Source organism: Nitrosococcus oceani ATCC 19707 (genome assembly GCF_000012805.1).
Taxonomy (GTDB): Bacteria; Pseudomonadota; Gammaproteobacteria; order Nitrosococcales; family Nitrosococcaceae; genus Nitrosococcus; species Nitrosococcus oceani.
The window spans coordinates 1,940,327-1,963,790 of the sequence record NC_007484.1 but is presented as its reverse complement, the minus strand read 5'-3'; the positions used below and the strand labels follow the sequence as shown (position 1 = coordinate 1,963,790).

Annotated in this window: 14 protein-coding genes; 9 read left to right on the top strand and 5 right to left on the bottom strand. The window is 50.1% G+C overall.

Features of this window, described 5'->3' with window-relative positions; all coding sequences use genetic code 11:
- Positions 1–12: 12 nt before the first annotated feature.
- From NOC_RS09425 to ispH, 3 genes are all read right to left on the bottom strand, one after another.
- Positions 13–639: an HpnM family protein gene (locus NOC_RS09425; protein ID WP_002810153.1), complete on the bottom strand. Its 627-nt coding sequence runs from the start codon at positions 637–639 to the stop codon at positions 13–15.
- 435 nt (positions 640–1,074) lie between these two features.
- A complete protein-coding gene (gene hpnH / locus NOC_RS09415) occupies positions 1,075–2,193 on the bottom strand; it encodes an adenosyl-hopene transferase HpnH (protein WP_002811295.1) in 1,119 nt (372 codons plus the stop codon).
- A gap of 37 nt (positions 2,194–2,230) precedes the next feature.
- A complete protein-coding gene (ispH, locus tag NOC_RS09410; RefSeq protein ID WP_011330748.1) occupies positions 2,231–3,193 on the bottom strand; it encodes a 4-hydroxy-3-methylbut-2-enyl diphosphate reductase in 963 nt (320 codons plus the stop codon).
- Between the two features lie 314 nt (positions 3,194–3,507).
- Here ispH and dxs point away from each other — a divergent pair, with 314 nt between their 5' ends.
- The 6 genes from dxs (at position 3,508) to hpnR (ending at position 14,282) form a co-directional block, all read left to right on the top strand.
- Positions 3,508–5,430 (top strand): 1-deoxy-D-xylulose-5-phosphate synthase, encoded by a 1,923-nt coding sequence (gene dxs, locus NOC_RS09405; protein WP_002811148.1) that lies wholly within the window; start codon positions 3,508–3,510, stop codon positions 5,428–5,430.
- Positions 5,431–5,490: 60 nt separating this feature from the next.
- Positions 5,491–5,904 (top strand): copper resistance CopC family protein, encoded by a 414-nt coding sequence (locus NOC_RS09400; RefSeq protein WP_011330747.1) that lies wholly within the window; start codon positions 5,491–5,493, stop codon positions 5,902–5,904.
- Between the two features lie 15 nt (positions 5,905–5,919).
- Positions 5,920–7,572: a copper resistance D family protein gene (locus NOC_RS09395; protein WP_002808861.1), complete on the top strand. Its 1,653-nt coding sequence runs from the start codon at positions 5,920–5,922 to the stop codon at positions 7,570–7,572.
- Between the two features lie 182 nt (positions 7,573–7,754).
- Positions 7,755–9,863 (top strand): glycogen debranching protein GlgX, encoded by a 2,109-nt coding sequence (gene glgX, locus NOC_RS09390; protein ID WP_147094512.1) that lies wholly within the window; start codon positions 7,755–7,757, stop codon positions 9,861–9,863.
- 168 nt (positions 9,864–10,031) lie between these two features.
- Positions 10,032–12,308 carry a 5-methyltetrahydropteroyltriglutamate--homocysteine S-methyltransferase gene (gene metE / locus NOC_RS09385; protein WP_011330745.1) on the top strand — a complete coding sequence of 759 codons (2,277 nt, stop codon included), beginning with the start codon at positions 10,032–10,034 and terminating at the stop codon, positions 12,306–12,308.
- A gap of 408 nt (positions 12,309–12,716) precedes the next feature.
- Complete coding sequence (gene hpnR / locus NOC_RS09380; RefSeq protein ID WP_002810384.1) at positions 12,717–14,282, top strand: hopanoid C-3 methylase HpnR; 1,566 nt, start codon at positions 12,717–12,719, stop codon at positions 14,280–14,282.
- A gap of 36 nt (positions 14,283–14,318) precedes the next feature.
- On the opposite strand, the gene NOC_RS09375 is transcribed toward hpnR, so the two are convergent.
- Positions 14,319–14,987 (bottom strand): SOS response-associated peptidase, encoded by a 669-nt coding sequence (locus NOC_RS09375; RefSeq protein ID WP_002809204.1) that lies wholly within the window; start codon positions 14,985–14,987, stop codon positions 14,319–14,321.
- Positions 14,987–17,173, bottom strand: coding sequence for an acetyl-CoA hydrolase/transferase C-terminal domain-containing protein (locus NOC_RS09370; RefSeq protein ID WP_011330744.1), 2,187 nt, complete (start codon positions 17,171–17,173; stop codon positions 14,987–14,989). The genes NOC_RS09375 and NOC_RS09370 overlap by 1 nt, the downstream gene beginning before the upstream one ends.
- Positions 17,174–17,374: 201 nt before the next feature.
- Here NOC_RS09370 and NOC_RS09365 point away from each other — a divergent pair, with 201 nt between their 5' ends.
- The 3 genes from NOC_RS09365 (at position 17,375) to fadJ (ending at position 23,283) form a co-directional block, all read left to right on the top strand.
- On the top strand, positions 17,375–19,654 hold the full coding sequence (locus NOC_RS09365; protein ID WP_002808808.1) for an acyl-CoA dehydrogenase: 2,280 nt from the start codon (positions 17,375–17,377) through the stop codon (positions 19,652–19,654).
- 105 nt (positions 19,655–19,759) lie between these two features.
- Positions 19,760–21,052, top strand: coding sequence for an acetyl-CoA C-acyltransferase FadI (fadI, locus tag NOC_RS09360; protein ID WP_002810877.1), 1,293 nt, complete (start codon positions 19,760–19,762; stop codon positions 21,050–21,052).
- Positions 21,049–23,283 (top strand): fatty acid oxidation complex subunit alpha FadJ, encoded by a 2,235-nt coding sequence (fadJ, locus tag NOC_RS09355; RefSeq protein WP_002809722.1) that lies wholly within the window; start codon positions 21,049–21,051, stop codon positions 23,281–23,283. Before fadI ends, fadJ begins: the two co-directional genes overlap by 4 nt.
- The last annotated feature ends 181 nt before the right edge of the window (positions 23,284–23,464 follow it).

Sequence of the window (23,464 nt, the reverse complement as noted above, 5' to 3'; positions counted from 1 at the left end):
AGCTGGATAGCTTTAGGATGATGAGGCCTCTGCCTGTTGGCAGTAGAGCGCGATCTTTTCTTTGAGCTTGCTTAACAGGCTATCAAAACCTTCTGCTTTTATGATATGGCGGTATTCGGCCCGTTTCACCGCCAAATCGCTCACTCCATTGGCAATCACATTAACGATCTGCCACTGGTTATCGGCTTTGTGAAGAAGATAATCGAAAACCACGCTTGAGCCGCCGTTGGGATCGATGAGTTTACTCCGAACCCTTACGCGGCCGCGGGGAAGGGGGGTTTCTTCTTCGATGGTAAAATGCTGGCCACTATACCCATCAAAGTTGCGAGCATAATCGACCACGGAAAGCTCGCGGAAAGTCTCTATGAATTGATGCTGCTGCTCTCCGCTAAGTTCATCCCAAGAGGAACCGAGGGTATAATGGGCGACAAAAGGTAGATCAAACTCCTCGCTAATCACAGGTAGCAGCTTTTGGTAGCGGCCCCCAAAGCCAAGTGCCTCGGCCTCTTTCATCACCGCCAAAAGGGTATTGTGCAAACGCTCAACCGTCGAAGAAGGTTGTTCTGCCGCAGCAGACGGTATTACCGGTGCAATTCCGGCGAAAATTGCCAGTATGGCCCCGATTAATGCTCGTTTCATGGATCCTTATTTCCTCGTTCTCTTATAGAGTTGCCCTTCAAGGATATGCACCATAGCATAGGTCCAAAGACAGACAAACCGTCCTGCTCTCCGGGCATTGCCGTTTAGGCAACACTAGGGGTGCCATCACTGATGGGTCGTCAATCAGGATCACCGGTAATCCTTTGCCTTAAGCTTGCAGGGTACCGTGGATCTTGCCAATGACAGGGGGCTTCATTGCAGGTTGGAATGAGCACCGTGATTTGGTTCAGATCGGAGTTTGGCAGGAGCATTTGGGGTTCCAGGTTTTTCCGACTGCTCCTATGGGCGCAACAGGATTGCGCGCCCATAGGAGAAAGCTAGGATATTTATTCATTAGCATCCGAATTTCCTTGCCATTTATCCCTATTAAGAAGTAGTTTAAAGCTGCTTCTTAACTCCAAAGTCTGTATTTTGTTAGGATGCCTCCCTGCTTTTATGACGGAGGCTATCAACGGGTATGGATGCCGTATCATCTGGCTTTTCTGAATAATTAATAGGAAGTTCGGGCGCTAATGGACCTTCTAGGCGCGGTCCTCGGAGGAAAACTTTGAAGGCTTTTAGGGGATGGGCAAAGGTGTCATTGACGGCGGTGGGCTCATAGCCGCAATGGGCCATGCAGTTGGCACATTTGGGGTGATTACCCGTGCCGTATTTACTCCAGTCGGTTTCTTCCATGAGAGCTTTGAAAGTGGGAGCGTAACCATCCTCCGAAAACAGATAGCAAGGCCGTTGCCAGCCGAAAATATTGCGGGTAGGGTTGCCCCAGGGAGTGCATTGGTAAGTTTGATTTCCCGCCAGAAAGTCTAAAAAGAGACTGGATTGGTTAAAATGCCATTTGCGCTCTTTATCAAGCCGGAAAATATCCCGGAATAAACGTTTACTGGCGGCCCGCTGAAGGAAAATGTCCTGGCGGGGAGCCCGCTCGTAGCTATAGCCTGGGGAAAGAGTGACACCCTCTATCCCCAGATTCATGCAGTAATCGAAGAATTCAGCTACTTCTTTTGGCTTTGCCCCGTGGAATAGGGTGCAATTCACCGTGACCCGGAAGCCTCGCTCGCGGCATAATTTGATAGCAGCTACGGCCCGATCAAATACTCCTTCCTGACAAACGGAGGCATCATGGTGTTCCCGATTGCCATCTAGATGGACGGAAAAAGTAAGGTAGGGCGATGGCGTATAGTCCTTGAGACGTTTGGAAAGGAGCAAGGCGTTGGTGCAAAGATATACGAATTTCTTGCGTTTGACGATGCCGGCGACGATTTGCGGCATCTCCTTGTGAATCAGAGGCTCTCCGCCTGGGATGGAAACAATGGGGGCGCCACACTCATCAACCGCATCGAAGCATTCTTGAGGACTCAAACGCCTGTCGAGAATTTCTTCCGAGTAATCAATTTTGCCGCAGCCTGCGCAGGCCAAGTTACAACGGAAGAGCGGTTCAAGCATTAGCACAAGGGGATAACGCTTTTCACCACGAATTTTTTTGCTCAGAATGTAACGGCCTACACGGTATTGCTGGATTAAAGGTATACCCATGCTTTTCCCCCTTGGACTTTATAAATTTATGATGGCTTTACTGCTTAGAGTTAATCGCTTGTTTTTGCCTTAGCTTAGCGCGTGGCAACATTGTGGGTAGGCGAAAACTAATGGATTCTTGCACCCCGTCTAAATCCATGACTTCTTCAACGCCATAGCTGCGCAGCTCATTTAATACCCCCTGCACGAGGATTTCTGGTGTTGAAGCGCCGGCTGTAATTCCCACTCGCGACTGGGAGGTAAACCAACTTGAATCCAAATCTTTTGCATCTTGGATAAGATGGGCGGTGATGCCATTTTGTTCGCCAACTTCCCGTAGGCGATTGGAGTTCGAGCTATTACGTGCGCCAACGACTAGTAAGATGTCTACTTTTTTGCTCATCTCACGGACAGCATTTTGGCGATTTTGGGTTGCATAGCAGATATCGTCGAGTCCTGGACCATGAATTTTAGGAAAGCGTTTCTTAAGAGCATCGACCACATCGCGGGTATCATCGATGCTCAGAGTGGTTTGGGTGACATAAGCGATATGTTCCGGATCCTTGACTGCTAGATTTTCAACTTCCGCTACGGAATCCAGGACATAAACGGTTCCCTTGACTCGCCCACGGGTGCCTTCTACTTCAGGGTGGCCAGCGTGGCCAATGATAATCAGCTCATCTCCTTGGCGGTAGTATTTTTTGGCCTGGAGATGAACCTTAGTCACCAGCGGGCAGGTGGCGTCAATTACCTGTAAATCATTTTTTTTGGCTGTTTCCACAACGGCTGTGGAAACTCCATGGGCGCTGAAGATGGTTACTGAACCAGCGGGTATAGAGGCTAAATCTTCGGTAAAAATAACCCCACGCCGCTGTAGATCCTCAACAACATGCTGGTTGTGAACGATTTCGTGTAACACATAAATCGGAGCACCGTAAATTTCCAGCGCGTGCTCGACTATATCAATAGCACGCACTACCCCAGCGCAAAAACCGCGGGGTTGGGCGAGAGTGACTTTCATGAGCTTAATCCTGTTGTTGGATGGCGCAAGCCAAAGCGTTGTCAGTAATGTCTCTACAATTAAGGAAAAATACAGACCACCAGCACCCTTTGCAAGCGCAATTATAAAAATCGTGTACTTAGAAAACATTTCTAGGTTTGCTCTTAGCAAGCTAAGAGCTTACCTTATAGGGACCGGGCATGCTTAGAGATAAACAATTCTTAGTTTTATATATGTTACTAGTTTTTCTCCAGTGTTGCTAAAAAAATCCTTGCGCTTCGGTACGGTGCTTTAACATAATTGTAAGGTCTTATAAATGTCATTATGGACAAACCATGGCCTCTGTAACTAGCTATCCTCTATTAGAACAGATTGATTCCCCGGAGCGTTTGCGCCGTTTGCCTGAGTCGGATCTAGAGACTCTCGCCGAGGAATTGCGCGATTTTCTCCTTCACTCCGTCGCTCGCAGTGGCGGACACTTGGCTGCAGGTTTGGGGACTATCGAATTGACGATCGCCCTACACTATATTTTTGCCACTCCGGAAGATCGCCTGGTATGGGATGTAGGGCATCAAGCCTATCCCCACAAAGTGCTCACAGGACGACGGGAACGGTTGGGAACTATCCGTCAAGCAGGCGGTTTGGCGCCCTTCCCCAGTCGTCACGAGAGTCCTTACGATACTTTTGGCGTGGGTCATTCTAGCACTTCGATTAGTGCCGCTCTCGGTATGGCCATTGCCGCTAATGAGAAGGGGGAGAAGCGCAAAACAGTGGCCATTATCGGCGATGGCGGAATGACGGCAGGAATGGCTTATGAGGCGTTGGATCATGCCGGTGCCCTGGGGGCTGATTTACTTGTGATCCTGAATGATAACGAGATGTCCATTTCTCCTAATGTGGGCGCAATTTCTAGTTATTTGACACGGTTATTAAGTGGGCGGGTTTACTCAACGGTGCGGGAAGGTAGCAAAAAGGTGCTTGAACGTATGCCGCCACCTATGTGGGAATTAGCGCGCCGCACGGAAGAACATGTGAAAGGGATGGTAGCTCCGGGGACTTTGTTTGAAGAGATGGGCTTTAATTATTTCGGCCCTATCGATGGGCATGATTTGAGTTCGTTGATTCGTACCTTACGGAATTTACATAAGTTAACTGGCCCCCGTCTGTTGCATATCGTCACCTGTAAGGGTAAAGGTTATACGCTAGCGGAGGAAAATCCGGTCACCTATCATGGGGTAACCCCGTTTGATCCTAAGGTTGGCATCCAGCAAGGGCCCCAAAAACCATCATCCGCAATGAGCTACACTCAAGTCTTCAGCCAGTGGTTGTGTGATATGGCAGCCCAGGATGGACTCTTGGTAGGCATTACTCCCGCTATGCGGGAGGGGTCGGGTCTGGTGAAATTTTCTGAATGTTTTCCGGAACGTTACTTTGATGTGGCTATTGCCGAGCAGCACAGTGTGACTTTAGCTGCCGGGATGGCATGCGATGGGTTAAAACCGGTGGTTGCGATTTACTCCACTTTTCTACAGCGGGCCTATGATCAGCTGATTCATGATGTTGCTCTGCAAAACCTGCCAGTGCTTTTTGCCATAGATCGAGCTGGGGTGGTAGGGCCGGATGGCCCTACCCATGCGGGTAGCTTTGATTTGACCTATCTTCGCTGCATCCCTAACCTGGTAGTGATGGCTCCGGCAGATGAAAATGAGTGCCGGCAGATGCTTTATACGGGTTTCCTGCTTAACCAACCGGCAGCAGTCCGTTATCCTCGTGGGAAAGGACCAGGGGTAGCCGTTGAAGCAAGCATGACAGCACTGCCGCTGGGTAAGGCTGAGCTTAAGCGGAAAGGTCGGGGTATTGCTATCCTTGCTTTTGGTGCCACGGTGGCGCCCGCCCTTGAAGCAGCGGAAAAGCTGGATGCCACGGTGGTGAATATGCGCTTTGTTAAACCCTTGGATGAAGATTTGGTCCTGGAAATGGCGATGAACCATGAATTGCTGGTGACTGTAGAGGATAATGTTATTGCGGGCGGCGCGGGGAGCGCTGTCAGCGAATGCTTGGCTTATCATGGGGTTTCAGTGCCTTTACTCCTGCATGGTTTACCTGATAATTTTTTAGAACATGGCTCCCGTGAGGCGCTCTTGGAGCAGTGTCATTTGAATGCTGAGGGCATTCTCCAGCGCGTGAAAACCTACCGTGCTCGGCTGCCTAAGTCCAAGGCTAGCGTGGTTTCCTCCGCAGCAGGTACCCATGGTTAAGAGGGAAGTCTGCGCTCAGAATTCCCCCCGTTTGTTCTCCCAAAGTTCGAGAAATGCTTCATGATACCGAAAACTGCGAAGATGCCCTCGTTGATGGAGGGGTTATCTTCAGGTGTTCGGATATTGCTGGTTCTGGGGATAACGGTAACGCTAGCTTGGGAACACGCCGTGGTTGTGAAATCCTCGCCGGCCGACCAAGCGCTACTTACGCAAGCTCCTGACACCATTACACTTTGCTTTAATGTCAAGATAGAAAAGGCTTTTAGCCGGGTAAATCTTTGGAGTATGGAGGCCCGCCTGAAAATGCTCCCTATTGCTGATCGTAATTTCACCCAGGACGCTGAGCCGGCTTGTCTTCACATCTCTTTACCTCCCTTGAAGTCAGGCGCCTACCAAGTACGCTATAAAATTCTAGCTGCGGATGGCCATACCATGGAAGGGGTTGTTCGTTTCGCCATCAACGAACCCGAGTAAAAGTATAGGGTTTCGATGACGCCGCTTATCGAGTTTGTTGGTGTTTTACTGCACGGATTTGATTTTATTGCATTAGCGTTGACGGTAGGTGGGGTAACAGCGGCTCTTGCTGTATTACAGCCTTGGCGGCCGCTTACTATTATGGGCCAAATAGCACTGCGCTCCAGCGTTATTTGGATAGCGGTGGGGGGCGGAGTTCTGGTAGCCATTCAGGCTCTTCGGTTAGGGCTTCAATTCTTGCTTTTAACTGATGAGCTAAGGGAATGGCCGGTCATACAGTTTCTGGAGACAGGTTTTGCCCAAGCAGGAATAATACGGGTCATGGCGGCTTTAGGGTTGACTATCGTGTCCTGGCTCTGGCTCATGCGACGGCCGACTTCCCTTGCTGCCTGGATAGTCTTAGCGCTATGTGCCAGCGGAATGGTTGTGGCGGGGGCTTGGTCTGTGCATGGCGCGAGCCGAATTGATGATCGGATACCGCTGATGATTATTACCGTGCTGCACCAGGCGGCCGCTATTATTTGGGTGGGGGGAGTTTTTCATTTGCTTGTTTTGTGGCGGCTGCTATGGGGGAATTTAGAGATTTCTTATCTTTGGCCCCGCTGGCTGGCGCGTTTTTCTCTCCTGGCGTTGGGCTCGGTGATTCTTCTGGTTACTGCCGGAGCCTACCTAGCGATAGCGTATGTGGGGAGTTGGCAAGGTCTGGTAGGAACCGGCTATGGAGTTATGGTCATTGCCAAGACGATATTGTTGGCTTTGGCGTTGGTGCTGGCGGCTAGAAACTTCTCCCAGGTTAGGCAGTGGCGGAAGCATCATCAAGCAAAGGGGGTATTGGAGAAAGTCCCACTTTTTTTGGGGGTGGAGAGCTGGGTATTGGGCGTTGTCTTGCTTTTGGCGGCAACCCTAACCTCTTTGCCACCAGCAGTGGACACGCCTAATCAGCAGCAGGCTAGTTTTAGCGAGGTAATTGGCCATTTTATGCCGAGAATGCCCCATTTAATTCCGCCATCGCGGGAAGAATATTCTGCAGCTGCTAGCTCCGTTTTTGATAATTACGCTGTGCCCGTAGCTGCTGAAAGAGCGCAAAGCAACTTCAATCATAATTTTTCTGGGGTAATCGTTCTGGTTATGGCGCTTCTGGCACTTGTGGATCGCAGCAAGTACTTTACCTGGGCACGTCATTGGCCTTTACTGTTTTTGGGGCTGGCTGTTTTTCTGTTCTTATTCGCTGCTTCTACTGTTTGGCCCCTAGGACCGGAAAGTTTTTGGAGTACGTTGCAAGTACCCGTGGTGTTGCAGCATCGTTTGCTCACCGTGCTGGTTATTGCCCTTGGCTTATTTGAGTGGCGGGTCCGGATAGGAAAGATAGCTGACCCCAGGGCTCTGTTGGTTTTCCCCTGGCTTTGTTTGGTGGGCGGTGCTTTACTATTGACTCACTCCCATACGGTGTTTGCCCTGAAATCTGAATTCCTCATTGAGGCTCACCATGCGGCGCTTGGTATCCTTGCTGTTATCATGGGAGTAGGGCGCTGGTTAGAGCTTCGGCTTGCTCCTATCGGGGGTTATTGGGCAGGTTGGGTTTGGCGCTTGCCATTCGTTTTGGTTGGGCTGTTGTTACTATTTTATTTTGAGCCCCCAATCTCTGCTGGAGTCGAACGTTGGAATTAAACATGGATGTTTTCCCCTAGCGAGGGTGTGAAGTGAAAGCGCGAGGAGCGACCAACCAACGGAGGCCAAGGAAGCCCCTTCGCCGAAGGCTGCGAGGAACCGCGAATTCTCCGGGCGGATGAAGTTTTGCAGGAACAAAATTGAAATCAGTTATGGTGAAACTCCAAAAAATGGATAAACCTATGAAGTTATGGCCGGGAGATCCTTACCCGTTGGGAGCGACCTGGGATGGTTCAGGGACTAATTTTGCTCTTTTTTCAGAACATGCGACGGCAGTAGAACTTTGCCTATTCAATGGTCCGGAGGAGATACGGATTCGGCTTTCAGAAGCCTCCAATTTTTCTTGGCATGGCTACTTGCCAGGGGTGGGGCCAGGACAACGCTATGGTTTTCGGGTTCATGGTCCTTATGAGCCCCATGCTGGTCATCGCTTTAACCCAGCTAAATTACTGTTTGATCCTTATGCTAAGGCTATTGAGGGAACAGTCCAGTGGGACGATGCCCTTTATGGCTATCAAGTTGGGCACCCCGAGGCTGATCTTAGCAAGGATGAGCGCGATAGCGCCACAATGCTGCCTAAATGCGTGGTGATCGACCCCAGTTTTGATTGGGAAGGAGATCGCCAGCTGCGAACTCCCTGGGATGAGACCGTGATCTATGAGGTTCATGTTAAGGGTTTTACCGCTCGCCACCCAGAGGTTCCAGAACATCTGCGGGGGACCTATAGTGGCTTGGTTTGCCCGGCGGTAATTGAGTATCTCCATTCCCTGGGGGTGACAGCGGTCGAACTCATGCCGGTTCATCACTGCGTTTCCGAGCGCCGTTTAGTCGAACAGGGTTTGCGTAATTATTGGGGTTACGATTCTATAGGCTACTTTGCCCCGGATGCCCGCTACGCTAGCTATTCTGATGTAGGTCAGCATGTTAGCGAGTTTAAGGCTATGGTCAAGAAGTTACATGCGGCGGGGATCGAGGTGATTTTAGATGTGGTTTACAATCATACCGCCGAGGGGAACGAGTTAGGGCCTACCCTTTGTTTCCGGGGAGTTGATAATGTTAGTTATTACCGTTTGCAGCCTGAGGACTCTCGCGCCTACATGGACTACACGGGCTGCGGCAACACCCTCAATATGATGCATCCCCGCACCCTGCAGCTGATTATGGATAGCCTCCGCTATTGGGTACTGGAGATGCATGTGGATGGATTTCGATTTGACTTGGCGTCAGCGCTTGCAAGGGAGTTGCATGAAGTGGATCGTCTGGGGGCCTTCTTCGACATTATCCACCAAGATCCGGTAATTTCTCAGGTCAAGTTGATTGCCGAGCCCTGGGATCTGGGCGAAGGAGGTTATCAGGTCGGTAATTTTCCGCCGGGTTGGGCTGAATGGAATGGGAAATACCGGGATTCCATGCGTGATTATTGGCGTGGGGAGGAGCAGACTTTGGGTGAATTTGCCTATCGGTTTACCGGTAGCTCGGATCTTTATGAAGCCAGTGGCCGCCGGCCTTTTGCAAGCGTCAATTTTATCACTGCCCATGATGGTTTTACCCTCCATGATCTGGTTTCTTATAACGAGAAGCATAACGAGGCCAATGGGGAGGATAACCAAGATGGTGAAAGTCATAATCGCTCCTGGAATTGCGGCGTTGAGGGGCCTACCGATGACCCTAAAATCAATAGGCTTCGAGCTCGTCAGAAGCGTAATTTCCTGACGACCCTATTTTTGTCCCAAGGTGTGCCCATGTTGCTGGGGGGTGATGAAATAGGTCGAACCCAGCAAGGGAACAATAATGCTTATTGCCAGGATAATGAGATCTCTTGGTTGGATTGGGCCCATAGAGATGAGACTTTGCTGGAATTTACCCAGCGGTTGATTCATTTTAGAAAGGAACATCCCATCTTTCGCCGCCGGCACTGGTTTCAGGGCCGCCCTATTCACGGCAGCAGTATTTTTGATATCAAGTGGTTTACGCCCGAAGGCCAGGAAATGTCGGAGGAAGATTGGGGTGTGGGTTATGCTAAATCCTTGGGAGTGTATTTAAATGGCGCGGGAATTATCGACACCGATAGGTATGGCGAGCCGGTGGTTGACGATAGCTTTTACCTGCTCTTCAATGCTCACCATAAGCCGCTGACCTTTACTCTCCCAAACGAAGAATGGGGACAACACTGGCTAAAATCCCTGGATACGGATGAGGCTCTTTCTGAGGAAGATCATCGCCGATATGAGGCAGGCGGGCAAGTGACGGTTAAGGGGCGGGCATTGGTTTTATTGCGTCATATAAGCTAGGTTACGATTCGAAATCTTAAATGTTTCGCAGTTCTCTAAATATAAAGGTTAACTAGAATTTCATGAATTAAATTCATAAAATTTTAAAAATAATTAAATTGTATTAATAAATTACCTGGGGCACACTGTTCCTTATTGATAAGGAAAGCAATAAGGAAGGTGTTTATCGTGATCGTGGCACATAATCTAGGTTTCCCGCGAATAGGCGGCCAACGGGAATTGAAGTGGGCGCTGGAATCTTATTGGAAAGAACAGCTGGGTCAGCAAGAGCTGATTCAGGTAACCAGAGAGTTGCGAGCACTCCATTGGAAACAGCAGCAAGAAGCGGGTCTAGACTTAGTTCCTGTGGGTGATTTTTCCTGGTATGACCAGGTGCTTGATATGTCCGCCCTGCTAGGGGTGGTACCGCCCCGATTCGGTGAGATCCAAGATGAAGTCGATCTGGATACCTACTTTTGCATGGCTCGAGGGCGAGCGCCTGGCAAAAAGGAGGTGGCAGCCTGTGAAATGACTAAATGGTTTAATACCAATTACCATTATATTGTTCCTGAGTTTCAACCCCAGCAGGCTTTTCGTCTAGCGAGCAGCACCTTGTTTAACCAGGTTGCGGAGGCGCAAGCACTGGATTTTCCCATTAAGCCAGTATTACTTGGGCCTTTGAGCTTTTTATGGCTAGGTAAGAGTAAAGGCAGTACGTTCGATAAGCTTTCTTTACTGGACGCATTACTCCCAGTGTATGGTCAAGTGTTGCATCGTCTCAAGACGCAGGGAGTCGAGTGGGTTCAGATTGATGAGCCGATTCTAGTCTTGGATCTGCCTCCGGATTGGAAAGCCGCTTTTGAAAGGGCCTATTCTAGCTTGGTTAACGGTGGTCCGAAACGTCTCCTGGCCACTTATTTTGGGGCGCTTGGCGATAATACCCGGTTGGCTTGCCAGTTGCCGGTAGAAGGTCTGCATATCGATCTGGTTAGCGCCCCTGAGCAATTGGCTAAGGTGCTGGATGAGTTTCCCTCTTATAAGATTCTCTCCGCTGGGCTCGTGGATGGACGTAATATTTGGCGTAATGATCTAGAAGCGAGTCTGGCGCAGTTAGAAGCCTTGCGGGAACGCCTGGATGATCGGCTTTGGATCGCCCCTTCTTGCTCTTTACTCCATAGCCCCATGGATTTAGCTTTAGAATCGGCGTTGGATGAAGAGCTAAAGTCATGGTTGGCGTTTGCCGTGCAAAAAATCGAGGAGGTAGCGACTCTGAAGCGAGCGTTAGTGGAAGGGCGGGATGTCGTGGCTCAGGCATTGGCGGATTCAGCCGCGGCTCAAGCGAGTCGCCGCCAGTCAGAGCGGATTTACCGGCCGGAAATTCGAGCCCGTATGACTGAAGTGAACGAAGACATGACTCGGCGGCGCCATAAGTACCCTGTTCGTGCTCAGGTTCAGCGGGAAGAGTTAAAATTGCCACTTTATCCTACCACGACTATTGGCTCCTTTCCTCAGACCCCAGATATTCGTAAGGCCCGGCGGGATTTTAAGGCGGGCCGAATCGCTGAACCGGAATATCGACGGCAGATGGAAGCCGAAATAGCAAGGGCTATCCAGGCGCAGGAAAGTTACGGATTAGATGTACTGGTCCATGGGGAGGCGGAACGCAATGATATGGTGGAATATTTTGGCGAGCAGTTAGAAGGTTTTGCTTTCACCCAAAATGGATGGGTTCAGAGCTATGGTTCCCGGTGTGTCAAGCCGCCCATTATCTATGGTGATGTGGTTCGCCGGCAGCCCATGACGGTAGCGTGGCTACGCTATGCTCAATCACTGACCTCAAGGCGGGTTAAAGGGATGCTGACGGGTCCCGTGACTTTGCTGCAATGGTCCTTCGTACGTGATGATCAGCCTCGCGCTGATACCTGCCTGCAATTAGCCCTTGTCCTGCGTGATGAAGTTCGGGATTTGGAGCAGGCAGACATCAAGCTTATCCAGGTCGATGAACCAGCCTTCCGGGAAGGGTTGCCGTTACGCCGCGTGGAATGGGAGTCCTATTTAGCTTGGGCGGTACGTTGTTTCCGAGTGGCTTCCAGTGGAGTGGAGGACGGAACTCAGATTCACACTCATATGTGTTACTCGGAGTTTAACGATATCATTCACGCCATCGCAGCTTTGGATGCGGATGTGATTACCATTGAAACGTCCCGCTCCGATGGGGAGCTGCTGGCCGCATTCGCCGCCTTTGAATACCCCAATGAAATAGGACCGGGAGTCTATGACATCCACTCTCCTGTGGTGCCCACTGAAGCGCAAATTGTAGGATTAATAAAAAAGGCGGCTGAATATATTCCTGCCGAGCGGCTTTGGGTTAATCCTGATTGCGGCCTTAAGACTCGCGCGTGGCCAGAAGTAGAAACGGCGCTTCGCACCATGGTGGCGGCGGCCCATGGTTTGCGGAGTGCTTGAATGAGTATGGGAGGTATGATGGCCCAACTTATGGCCACGCTAACTATGTTACTGCGATGGACTGGACCTCCCACACAGGGGGGTTGCTGAGTTCGCTTAACCATTTACCTACTTCCTCCCTAGAATAATCGAAACGTTTCTACTATAACTTAAATTCCTCGGCAAAATTTCTGGGGTATTGGGGCGAGAGAGTAGCGTGGTACGAGGGGACAGGGAAGCCCCCATGGGATTCACCAAGGGCAAATCGAGATAGCTGGAGGTATGCCAAGGAGGACGGGCATCAAGCTCTTTTTTTCAGGGAGAAAAAGCAAATTTTCAACACACTCTCCTTCGCATCACACATATTCCATATTTTGTCCATAGGTACTTATTCTTTGAAATTGCCTGCGACGGGAAGGAGGTGGTGTGATGCGTTTTCTCGCTGTTCATCCAGGTCCGCTCATGTACACTGAGGTTTTTTTACGGCTGGAGCCCCTAGGGCTCGAACTGGTCGCCGAGGCGGTTCGGCGGGCTGGGCATGAGGTTCGAATTATTGATTTGCAGGTAGAAACTCATGCTGCCTATTTTAAGTTCATTGAACATTGGCGCCCTAATGCCCTGGCCTTCTCGTGCAATTTCTTGGCTAATGTGCCCGAGATAGTTGATCTGGCAAAAGAGACCAAGCGGCGCCTGCCTCAATGTTTTCTTTTTGTGGGGGGGCACAGCGCTACCTTTACCGCCCATGAGCTTCTGGAACATGGTGACGGGGCGATTGACTGCGTGCTGCGCGGGGAGGGGGAATCTTCCGTGGCGCGGCTCATGGAGGTGATCGAGGAGGATAGGGAAGCCATCACGGAAGTGCCTGGCGTTGTGACTTTAGAGGGTGATGGCCCGCCTCCCGTTATGGTGCCAAGCCTTGATGATATCCGGCCTGCCCGGGATCTGGTGCGGCATCGGCGTAAGTACTTTATCGGCCATCTTGATCCTTGCGCTTCCATTGAATTTTCACGGGGGTGTCCTTGGGACTGCAATTTTTGCAGCGCTTGGACCTTTTATGGCAGGAGTTACCGTACGATTAGTCCGGAGGTGGCTGCTGAGGAGTTGGGGCGGATAAAGGAGTCGGGTATTTTTATTGTGGATGATGTGGCCTTTATCCAATCCAAGCACGGACTAGAGATTGGTGAGGCGATTGCTCGCAAGGGGATCAAGAAAAAATTCTATCTTGAAACGCGGGGCGATGTACTCTTGCGTAACAAGGAAGTTTTTAAGTTTTGGCGGGAATTGGGCGTGGAGTATATGTTTCTGGGCCTTGAGGCTATCGATGAGGAAGGATTAAAGAAATTCCGCAAGCGAGTCTCTCTCGACCAGAACATGGAAGCTCTGGAATGTGCCCGTTCCCTAGGCATTACCGTTGCTATCAATATTATTGCGGACACGGACTGGGATCGGGAGCGATTTGAAGTCGTTCGTCAGTGGTGTCTTGAAGTCCCGGAGGTGGTGAACATTAGTATTAATACGCCTTATCCTGGCACGGAAATTTGGCATACTCAATCTGATCGCTTAACTACCCGTGACTACCGTCTCTTTGATATTCAACACGCGGTGCTACCGACTCGGCTTCCGTTGGAAGAATTTTATAGTGAGCTTCTTAAAACCCAACGGGTAATGAACATGAAACATATTTCCTGGCGGACAATGGGGCATTTAGCGGGGCTGGTAAGCCAGCGTCTGATTAGGGGGCAGTTCAATTTTCTAAAAATGCTTTGGCAATTTAATAAAGTCTATAATTTAGAGCGTTTACTGGCTGATCATGCGTATCCATCCGCCTATAAAATGGCCTTGCCTTCCGCTCCAGGGACGGCGGCTGATCGGAAAACGCTTTATGTTCATAAGGTCCACAAACGGCAGAAGCCAGTGCTTGATAAAGCTACCGCTCAGTTTGTTGAAGAAACGCGACTATCAGCCTCGCGCTCGCAGCAAGGCAGCGCTTTGTAACCTCGCCAGGGAAGCGTTTACCCTCCACGGAGAATTTCAAGGCAGGGGTGTAATACAGGCGGAGTCATCATTTGTGGGCCTATTCACTTTTTTGCTTACGGGGTAAGCCTTCATTTTTTCCGGTGGATAGGATTTTAGCAGGGCTGTCAGTACACTGGTGGCTTGGTTGTTGTTGGGGTTGAGCCAGGTTTCGTAGTCAACGGGTTCTAGGATGACCGGCATTCGGTCGTGAATCGGTTGGATTAGCTTATTGGCGGCGGTGACGATAATCGTGCAAGAATCGATATATTGGCCCGTTTCTCCTTCCCAATGTTCCCAAAGTCCTGCAAAAGCAAATACTTCGCCATCGTGGTGGCGGATATAGTAGGGCTGTTTGCCATCCGCTTCTGCTTTCCATTCATAGAATCCATCGGCGGGAATAAGGCAACGCCGCTGCCGGAATGCCCCCCGGAAGGCGGGTTTAGTGGCAACGGTTTCGGCACGGGCGTTGATTAAATTATAAGGCGATTTCTCTTCCTTGGACCAGTGGGGAATAAGCCCCCAGCGTAGCAGGGTTAATTCTCTATACGAGGACTCTCCACGCACGACGGGAACTGTTTGGGATGGGGCAATGTTAAAGCGGGGAATTAGGCCCTGGACTTGATGGAGATGAAAATGGGCGGCGATCTTTGCAGGGGAAGTATAGAGCGTATAACGGCCACACATTACATTGCACCAGTTTGAGATAGCCCATAGAGTACCAGTTTTTGCATCAGTTTATCTTTCATTGTGGTGGGTTTATCCAATTGTAACCGCTGCAGGTAGGGGGTTGCGATTTCTGGGGCAGAGAGGATAGCTCTGAGCTGATGCTTATTAGGTATAGGGAACCTTTTTTTAGCTATCATGGTTTGAATCGCCTCAAATGCTTTTGTTAGCGCAATTTCTTCCGGGGTAAATTCAGTGCCAAAGGGGAATTCTGGCAGATAACCCTGATCTTTATAAGGGCGCAAATGTTTTTTAAGGCGTGCTGGGTAGTTGTCTTTAAAGTCATCAGGGATTTGGTAATTTTTAGATATTTTCCCTGCCTTCTGGGCTTCTCTGAGAAGAAAATCTTGAAATCTAGAATCCGTAATATTTAATAAGGCAATGATAATTTCACGATCATTTTTTCCTCTGAGATTGGCAATACCATACTCGGTCACTACCATATCCCGTAGATGACAAGGAATGGTAGTATGGCCATAGTTCCAAATGATATTAGAATGAATTTCCCCGTGTTTTTCCCGAACGCTTCGGAGCATGATGATGGAGCGGGCATCCACTAAGGCGTGAGCCATGGCAACGAAATTATACTGACCGCCAACTCCACTCACGGTACGTCCATCCTCAAGTTTATCTGAAATTATGGCGCCATTGAGAGTCACCATTAGGGCGGAATTTAAAAAACGGGCATCTTTTCTTTGTAGTCTTTTGAGTTCTTCGCTGCCATAAAGTTGGTTAACATAAGCAACTCTTTTCATACAAAATTGTTCTCGTTCTTCTTTCTTTAATCCCCGTAAGAAATTATAAAAGCGTTGAGGTCCAAGAAAAAAGCTCGCGTGGAGTAGGTGCCCCCCTTTTATGTGGGGTTCTAAGCAATGACGATAAATTTTTTCAGCAGACTGGCTATCCGCCAGATCAGCAGGAATGGGTATTTCGTTAGGTGGATAGATAAATCCGTTCTGGTATTTCAATTCCATTTTAAAAATACCCCATTGTTGTAGTAGAGTAACCTCTTTTTCACTAAGCTGCGGATGAATAATTTTTTCTTCTATGAGACGAGTTAAAGCCGCTGGAGAAATTTGATGGCTGAGTTTGTTCTCATTGAGAAGCCGTTGAAGGGTTTCATGGGGATATACTTTTCGTTTTAGGATTCCGCTTCGATAAAGCTGCATGAAACCGTCGACGAACATTTCGCTGGTTGCATAGAGACCTTCCTTGAAAGGTTCATTGCCTCCCACATTGTGGATCATCTTTTCAAATTTTCCGAGGACGTTTGCTTCTGATAAAAGGGCGCAATAAACGGCGTTGTATTGATGCCGCATCTTAATGAGATAAGTAACGGCATCGCTCAAGGAACCGATCCCCAGCTGAATGGTGCCCCCATCCTTGATAAGCGCGCTAGCATGAAGCCCAATCATATAATCGCTAGGATTAATTGCCATATTGGGGGGGCCAAAGAGTTTGAAGGCATATTGAGGGTGATCCACAATAGCGTCAAAATTCTCTGACGGTACCTGGGCATCGCCATACATAAAGGGCAGTTCAGGATTGATTTGTCCGAGTATGGCTATTTTTTTTCCGGATTTTTCTAACCCGCGCATTTTCGGAATGAGATCAGGGGTAAGATCGGCATTACAGCTTAAGCTGTAATAAGTCTTGTTTTCCCATTGTTTAGCGCTGCTAATGAGCTGGGCGAAAACGTTCATATCACTATCTAAGGAATCGCGCACTACGTGAGTATAGTTGCTGCTCACATAATTTTGCTGTGCATGGCTATTATGGAGCAGTTGACCCGGCTGGAAATAAAATTCTGCAACTTCTATATTAGGAGGAAGCTGGGATCTCTCGAGCGCCGAGATATAATCGAGTTCAGGATAGTTACCAAAAATTCTTGCAGAGAGTGGTTCCACTAGCCTACGTTCAAGTCCATTCTTCCATTGTGGTTTGGTTAAAGTAAGGGCGGTAAAGATTTTTAATCGAAGCGTTGGATCTTTTGTTGCCCGCCGGAAGAATTCATTGACCAATTGGTTGGGTTTTCCCAAACCAATGGGTATACCCAGTACAATGTTTTTACCCACTTTAGATAAAATATTTTCGACGCAACTTTCGACGTCGGCATAATAAGTGGGTCTATTGCTGTTTCTTACCATGGGATGTTGTGGATGTTTTGCCTAATTGCATATATATAAAAGATTGTAGTCATGATTCTTGCGGGAGCAACCGAGATAGCGGGTCTCTAAATTATAGGTAATTGGCTATACTTAATTTTTGCAGCCTGTTTTAGGGTGTTACCGCCCATTCCTAGAAAAGAGCGGGTTACTTGCTTGGTTATCAATCATAGGGGATTGAGAATGGTTAATTTTTTCTTGTCTTTGCGGCGCAATCTGATTAGCCGGCCTGTGCTCAAGAGGGTACGCCGGGTATTGCCCCCTCTCTCGGAGACGGAGGAGCAGGCGTTACATGCAGGTACGGTGGGTTGGGAGGCCGAGCTTTTTTCCGGTAAACCCAATTGGCAATACCTGCACGATTTACCCAAGCCACGCCTTACGGAGGAGGAGCAGGCATTTCTTGAGGGTCCGACGGAAACACTCTGCGGGTTGCTTAATGACTGGGAAATTAACCATGAGCGAAAAGACTTGCCCCTAGAGGCATGGCAATTTATCAAGAATAATGGTTTCTGGGGAATGATTATTCCTAAAGCTTATGGGGGATTGGAGTTCTCAGCCTTGGCTCACTCTTCGGTGATCGGAAAATTAGCGAGCCGGAGCGTGACGGCCGCCGTAACCGTTATGGTGCCTAATTCATTGGGGCCTTCGGAGCTTTTGCTGCTCTATGGAACAGAAGAACAAAAAAGCCATTATCTCCCTCGGCTAGCCCGGGGCGAGGAGTTACCCTGTTTTGCCATGACGGGGCCCACGGCGGGTTCCGATGCCGCTTCCATGCCTGACTCAGGGGTGGTGTGCTATGGCGATTATCAAGGAAAGCGTACCTTGGGCATGAGAGTCTCCTGGAATAAACGCTATATCACTTTAGGTCCCATTGCGACCGTATTAGGATTGGCGTTCCATCTTTATGATCCAGACCATCTACTGGGTGAGCAGGAAGACATTGGCATTACCCTCGCCTTGGTGCCTACAGAAACGCCGGGTGTGCAAATAGGACGGCGTCATTATCCCTCTTACCAAGCGTTCCAGAACGGCCCTACTACCGGTCAGGAGGTATTCATGCCCCTAGAATGGATTATTGGCGGCCAGGAGCGGGCTGGCCAAGGGTGGCAGATGCTGATGGAATGCCTGGGGGTTGGGCGCTCCGTATCTTTGCCTTCCATGAGTACCGGTGCCGCCAAATTATGCGCCCGCGCTACGGGGGCCTACGCCCGGGTGAGAAAACAATTCCGCTTGCCCATTGGCAAGTTCGAAGGGGTAGAGGAGGTGTTAACCCGCATTGCCGGCAATGCCTACTTACTAGATGCCCTTCGGACGGCAACCACCGCGGCAGTGGATCAGGGGGACAAGCCTTCTACGCTTTCCGCCATCGCCAAATACCACTCCACCATGCGCATGCGGGAGACTATTAACGACGCCATGGACGTCCATGGCGGCAAGGCCGTTTGCGAGGGGCCGAGTAACTATCTAGCCAATAGCTACCATGCTATTCCGGTATCCATTACCGTGGAAGGGGCAAATATCCTCACTCGCAGCATGATTATTTTTGGTCAAGGCGCCATTCGTTGTCATCCTTATCTGCTCAAGGAGATGCAGGCAGCGCAAAACCCCGATGAAAAGGAAGGATTAGTTGCCTTTGACCAGGCCATATTTGGTCATATGGGGTTTTTGCTGTGTAATTTTGGCCGAGCTTGGTGGCATAACCTGAGTGGGGGGCGTTGGTCTCCTGTCCCGGAAGCGGAAGTAACGGTTGACTACTATTATCGGCAGTTGGGGCGAATGAGTGCCTCATTTGCGTTGGTGGCTGATCTTACCTCGTTAATTTTGGGGGGAGAATTAAAGCGGCGGGAAAAAATATCGGCCCGCCTAGGTGACTGCCTGAGCCATCTGTATTTACTGAGTTGTCTCCTGAAGCGTTTCAAAGATGACGGCCAGCCTAGAGAAGATATTCCCTTGTTACATTGGTGTGGCCAGCGAGAGCTTTACCTTATTCAGCAAACACTCGATGAGATTCTCGCCAACTATCCTTCCCGCCCTGTAGGTGGGCTATTACGGTGGGTTTTATTTCCTTGGGGCAGACGATTTGGAAAACCCTCGGATGATGTAGGGCGACAGTGTGCGGCGCTATTATTGTCGCCTTCGAGCAGCCGGGATCGCCTGACGGCAGGAGTTTTTCTGGGCAGTAGGGAAAAAGATCCAATTGCCCATTTGGAGGAGGCTTTTAAAACGGTCATTGCGGCCGATGAGGCTAACAAAAAACTGCGCCGGGCAGCCAAGGAAAGGGGACTTAAAAGTCTTTCCCTGGAAGAGGCCGTTAGCAGGGGAGTCATTTCAGAGGTGGAAGCAAAGTTGGCTGAGAAAGCGGAAAAACTCACCTGGGAGATTATTACGGTCGATGATTTTTCCCCGGAAGAGCTCAGCGGGGAGCAGGTGCTGAGGCGTGAGCAAATCCTTTCCGGAGGATAAGGATGGCTAAGATTAGCGCCAAAGGAATTTTACCCTGATCTTGCATTTGTCGTTATATCTTCTAAGGTTGCTGGTATATATCTTTAAATTGATGGGATCTGCTGAATGAACAAGAGTAGGCATGCGGTAATTGTGGCGGGGTTGCGCACGCCCTTTGCTAAACGGCGGACAGCGTTGAAGCATTTCTCTCCCTTGGGTCTGGGGAAACTGGTGTGCGGGGAACTGTTGGAACGCGTGGATATCGATCCTAGAACGGTGGAGCAAGTGGTGTTTGGCCAGGTTATTCCGTCATTGCAAGCTCCGAATGTCGCTCGGGAGATTGTGTTAGGGCTTGGGATGCCTGCGGAAATTCCAGCTTATACCGTCTCCAAAGCCTGTATCACCAGCTATCAAACCACGGTCAATGTATTAGAAGCCATCCAGGAAGGGGCCATTGAGTGTGGAATTGCGGGTGGAACGGAGAGTGCAAGCGATGTGCCTATCGCAGTTTCTAAACCTTTCCAAGAGGCCCTGCACGAGGCTGCCAGTGCTAAAACCTTGCTCCAACGCCTCGCCGCCTTCAAGGAAATTTCTCTCAGGGACTTACGTCCCCGCCCGCCTGCGATTGCGGAACCTACCACGGGAGAGACTATGGGAGAAGCGGGGGAGCGGATGGCCAAGGAGAATGGTATCTCCCGGCAAGCCCAGGATGAATTTGCCCGCCGTAGCCATCAGCACGCCGCCCAGGCTTGGCGAGAGGGGAAATTTTCCGAGGAAGTGATGGCCGTGCCTATTCCACCTGAGTTTACGGATACCTTAGAGGAGGATAACCTGCTGCGGCCGGAGTCCGATTTGGCCGATTACGCCAAACTGAACCCCGTTTTTGATCGGAAATACGGCTCTGTCACCGCGGGGAATAGTTCTCCTTTAACCGATGGAGCCAGCGCCCTATTGTTAATGAACGAGGCTAAGGCAAGAGCTTTGGGAATGCCTATTTTGGGAAAGATTCGCAGCTATGCCTTTGCAGCGCTGGACCCCTTTGATCAGCTGCTGCTAGGGCCTGCCTATGCAACCCCTATTGCTTTGGAGCGGGCGGGAATGACCTTAGCAGATATGGATGTGATCGATATGCACGAAGCCTTTGCCGCCACGACCTTATCGACCATCCAAGCCTTCGAATCGGTCTCCTTTGCCCGGGAAAAATTAAACCGGAGCCAGCCGATTGGAGAAGTCGATTGGGATAAATTGAATGTCAATGGGGGGTCTATTGCCATGGGCCACCCCTTTGCCGCTACGGGCGCCCGGGAAATTGCTCAGACTCTGGGAGAATTGAAGCGGCGCGGTGGCGGAGTTGCCCTGTGTACCGCCTGCGCGGCGGGGGGAATGGGTGCGGCTATGGTGCTGGAGGTAACCTCATGACAAATGGAACGTTCCGCTCACTGCGGATTGAAAAGCGGGAAGATAACGCAGCTATTATTTGGCTTGATGTGCCTGATGTTTCGGTCAATACATTGCAGGCGGACTTTGCTCAAGATTTTAACCGAGTGCTTGAACAATTGTCGGCGGATAAGGATTTAGAGGTAGTGGTGCTGGCCTCGGCCAAGGAGGATTTTATCGCGGGCGCCGATATCAAGATGTTGACCCAATTGCCGGATGCTGAGGCGGCCCGGCAGCTCTCCCGCACCGCCCAACAAGCGATGGATCAGCTGGAAGCTTTTCCTCTCCCCATTGTAGCGGCGATCCACGGGGTCTGCCTGGGCGGGGGGCTGGAGGTGGCCTTGGCTTGCCGGGGGCGTGTGGCCACCAATAGCGCCCGCACCCGGTTGGGCCAGCCAGAAGTCAAATTGGGGGTTATTCCTGGCGTAGGGGGCACCCAGCGGTTACCTCGTCTGGTAGGTTTGGAGACGGCTCTGAATATGATATTAACGGGTAAAACCCATCCTGCTTCTAAAGCCTGCGCTCTGGGATTGGTTGACGAGGTGGTGCCTCGGCCAGTGCTGTTGGAAGCGGCTTTGGCCCGTGCCCGTGAACTTGTTCAGGAAAATAACAAGGAGCCTGAAGCGGGCACATTTCAACAGGTTAGCCGAATTTTCGGCAGCATGTTGAGCTTGCGGAAGGTTAGATCGCTGTTGTTGGAAAAAAATTCCCTCGGGCGCTCCATGGTGTTTAATCAGGCTAAGAAAAAGGTGCTTTCCCATACCCATGGCAATCTACCGGCGCCCCTCCAGGCGCTTGAAGTCATCAAGACGGGTATGGAGCAGGGCTTGGAAGCGGGCTTTAAAGCGGAAGTGGAGGCTTTTGGCGACTTGGCTGTGAGCACCAAGGCCCGTAATCTCATGGCGTTGTTTTTGGCGAAATCAGCGCTGAAAAAAGATCCGGGCACCGATGAAGAGATAGCACCCCGGTTAGTGCGTAAAGTGGGCGTTTTGGGAGCGGGCTTGATGGGAAGTGGCATAGCCTATGTAACCGCTGCGAAAGCGCGTTTGCCGGTGCGCTTAAAAGACCTTAAGCAGGAGGTCTTACGGCAAGGGCTCCGCACTTTATGGAATGCCGTCACTGAGCAAGTTAAAAAACGGCGCATGACGGCGGGAGAAGGCGATCGGGTACTTGCTTTGGTCCGTCCCACCACCGAATACACCGGCTTTAAACAAGCCGATGTGGTAATTGAGGCGGTGGTGGAAGATCTTAAGGTAAAACAGCAGGTGTTGCGTGAAGTAGAAGCCCATGGCGGTCCGGAGATGATTTTTGCTTCCAATACTTCCTCTATCCCCATTCATAAAATTGCCGAGGCGAGTGATCGTCCCGAGGCGGTGGTTGGCATGCATTATTTCTCGCCCGTGCCCAAGGTGCCGCTCCTTGAAGTTATTGTAACTGAGAAAACCGTGCCGGAGGTAGTCGCCACCTGTGTTGCACTGGGTAAACAGCAAAACAAAACAGTAATCGTGGTTCGTGATGGGGCGGGTTTTTATACCACGCGGATACTGGCCCCTTATATCAATGAGGCCACGCATCTTTTAGCCGAGGGAGTCTCCATTCAGGATATCGATAAGGCATTGGTTAATTTTGGCTTTCCCGTAGGACCTCTCAAACTTTTGGATGAGGTGGGTATCGATGTGGTGCAAAAGATCGCCCATATCCTGGAGGAAGCCTTTGGTGAGCGGATGAAACCTACATCAGTGCTCGCAAAATTAGTGAGTTCCCATCGCTTGGGCAAAAAAAATGGCCAGGGTTTATATCGTTATCAGAAAATGGATGGGATTTTTAAAGGAAAAGGAAAGCAGGTAGATCAATCCGTTTATCAGTCATTAGGTATCAAACCAGATAAAAAGTTAGAGGCCAATGAAATTGCGATGCGTTGCCTTCTACCGATGATTAATGAGGCGGTGCATTGCTACCACGAGGGTATTTTACGGTCAGCCCGGGACGGCGATGTAGGCGCTGTTTTTGGGTTAGGTTTTCCACCTTTTTTAGGGGGTCCTTTTCGCTTTATTGATAACCAGGGATTGAGGAATGTTTCCAAGCAACTCGTCCATTACCAAGAGCAGTTTGGTAAACGTTTTACGCCTGCTTCTCTCCTAGTTGATCTAGCCCAACAAGGAATCGGTTTTTATGATGAAAATGTGCCTCCGCCAGGGAAAACCCTTTCCTGAGACAAGGGGTGCTTGAAAGCGGGATTATCGACTAGCAAAAAAACAATAAGCCCAACGCAATCCCTATATCCATCCCCAGCCCAAAAACAGCAAGAATAATTTGATCAAGACCTTTCATTTTATTTTTTATATTTAGAGAAAAAATGATACACCAGCTCCACTCCACTATACAGACCCAGCC

Bases quoted from the DNA above. Each gene is read 5' to 3' on its own strand.
- NOC_RS09425 (WP_002810153.1), bottom strand. From the start codon at position 639: ATGAAACGAGCATTAATCGGGGCCATACTGGCAATTTTCGCCGGAATT.
- hpnH (WP_002811295.1), bottom strand. From the start codon at position 2,193: ATGGGTATACCTTTAATCCAGCAATACCGTGTAGGCCGTTACATTCTG.
- ispH (WP_011330748.1), bottom strand. From the start codon at position 3,193: ATGAAAGTCACTCTCGCCCAACCCCGCGGTTTTTGCGCTGGGGTAGTG.
- dxs (WP_002811148.1), top strand. From the start codon at position 3,508: ATGGCCTCTGTAACTAGCTATCCTCTATTAGAACAGATTGATTCCCCG.
- NOC_RS09400 (WP_011330747.1), top strand. From the start codon at position 5,491: ATGATACCGAAAACTGCGAAGATGCCCTCGTTGATGGAGGGGTTATCT.
- NOC_RS09395 (WP_002808861.1), top strand. From the start codon at position 5,920: ATGACGCCGCTTATCGAGTTTGTTGGTGTTTTACTGCACGGATTTGAT.
- glgX (WP_147094512.1), top strand. From the start codon at position 7,755: ATGAAGTTATGGCCGGGAGATCCTTACCCGTTGGGAGCGACCTGGGAT.
- hpnR (WP_002810384.1), top strand. From the start codon at position 12,717: ATGCGTTTTCTCGCTGTTCATCCAGGTCCGCTCATGTACACTGAGGTT.
- NOC_RS09375 (WP_002809204.1), bottom strand. From the start codon at position 14,987: ATGTGTGGCCGTTATACGCTCTATACTTCCCCTGCAAAGATCGCCGCC.
- NOC_RS09370 (WP_011330744.1), bottom strand. From the start codon at position 17,173: ATGGTAAGAAACAGCAATAGACCCACTTATTATGCCGACGTCGAAAGT.
- NOC_RS09365 (WP_002808808.1), top strand. From the start codon at position 17,375: ATGGTTAATTTTTTCTTGTCTTTGCGGCGCAATCTGATTAGCCGGCCT.
- fadI (WP_002810877.1), top strand. From the start codon at position 19,760: ATGAACAAGAGTAGGCATGCGGTAATTGTGGCGGGGTTGCGCACGCCC.
- fadJ (WP_002809722.1), top strand. From the start codon at position 21,049: ATGACAAATGGAACGTTCCGCTCACTGCGGATTGAAAAGCGGGAAGAT.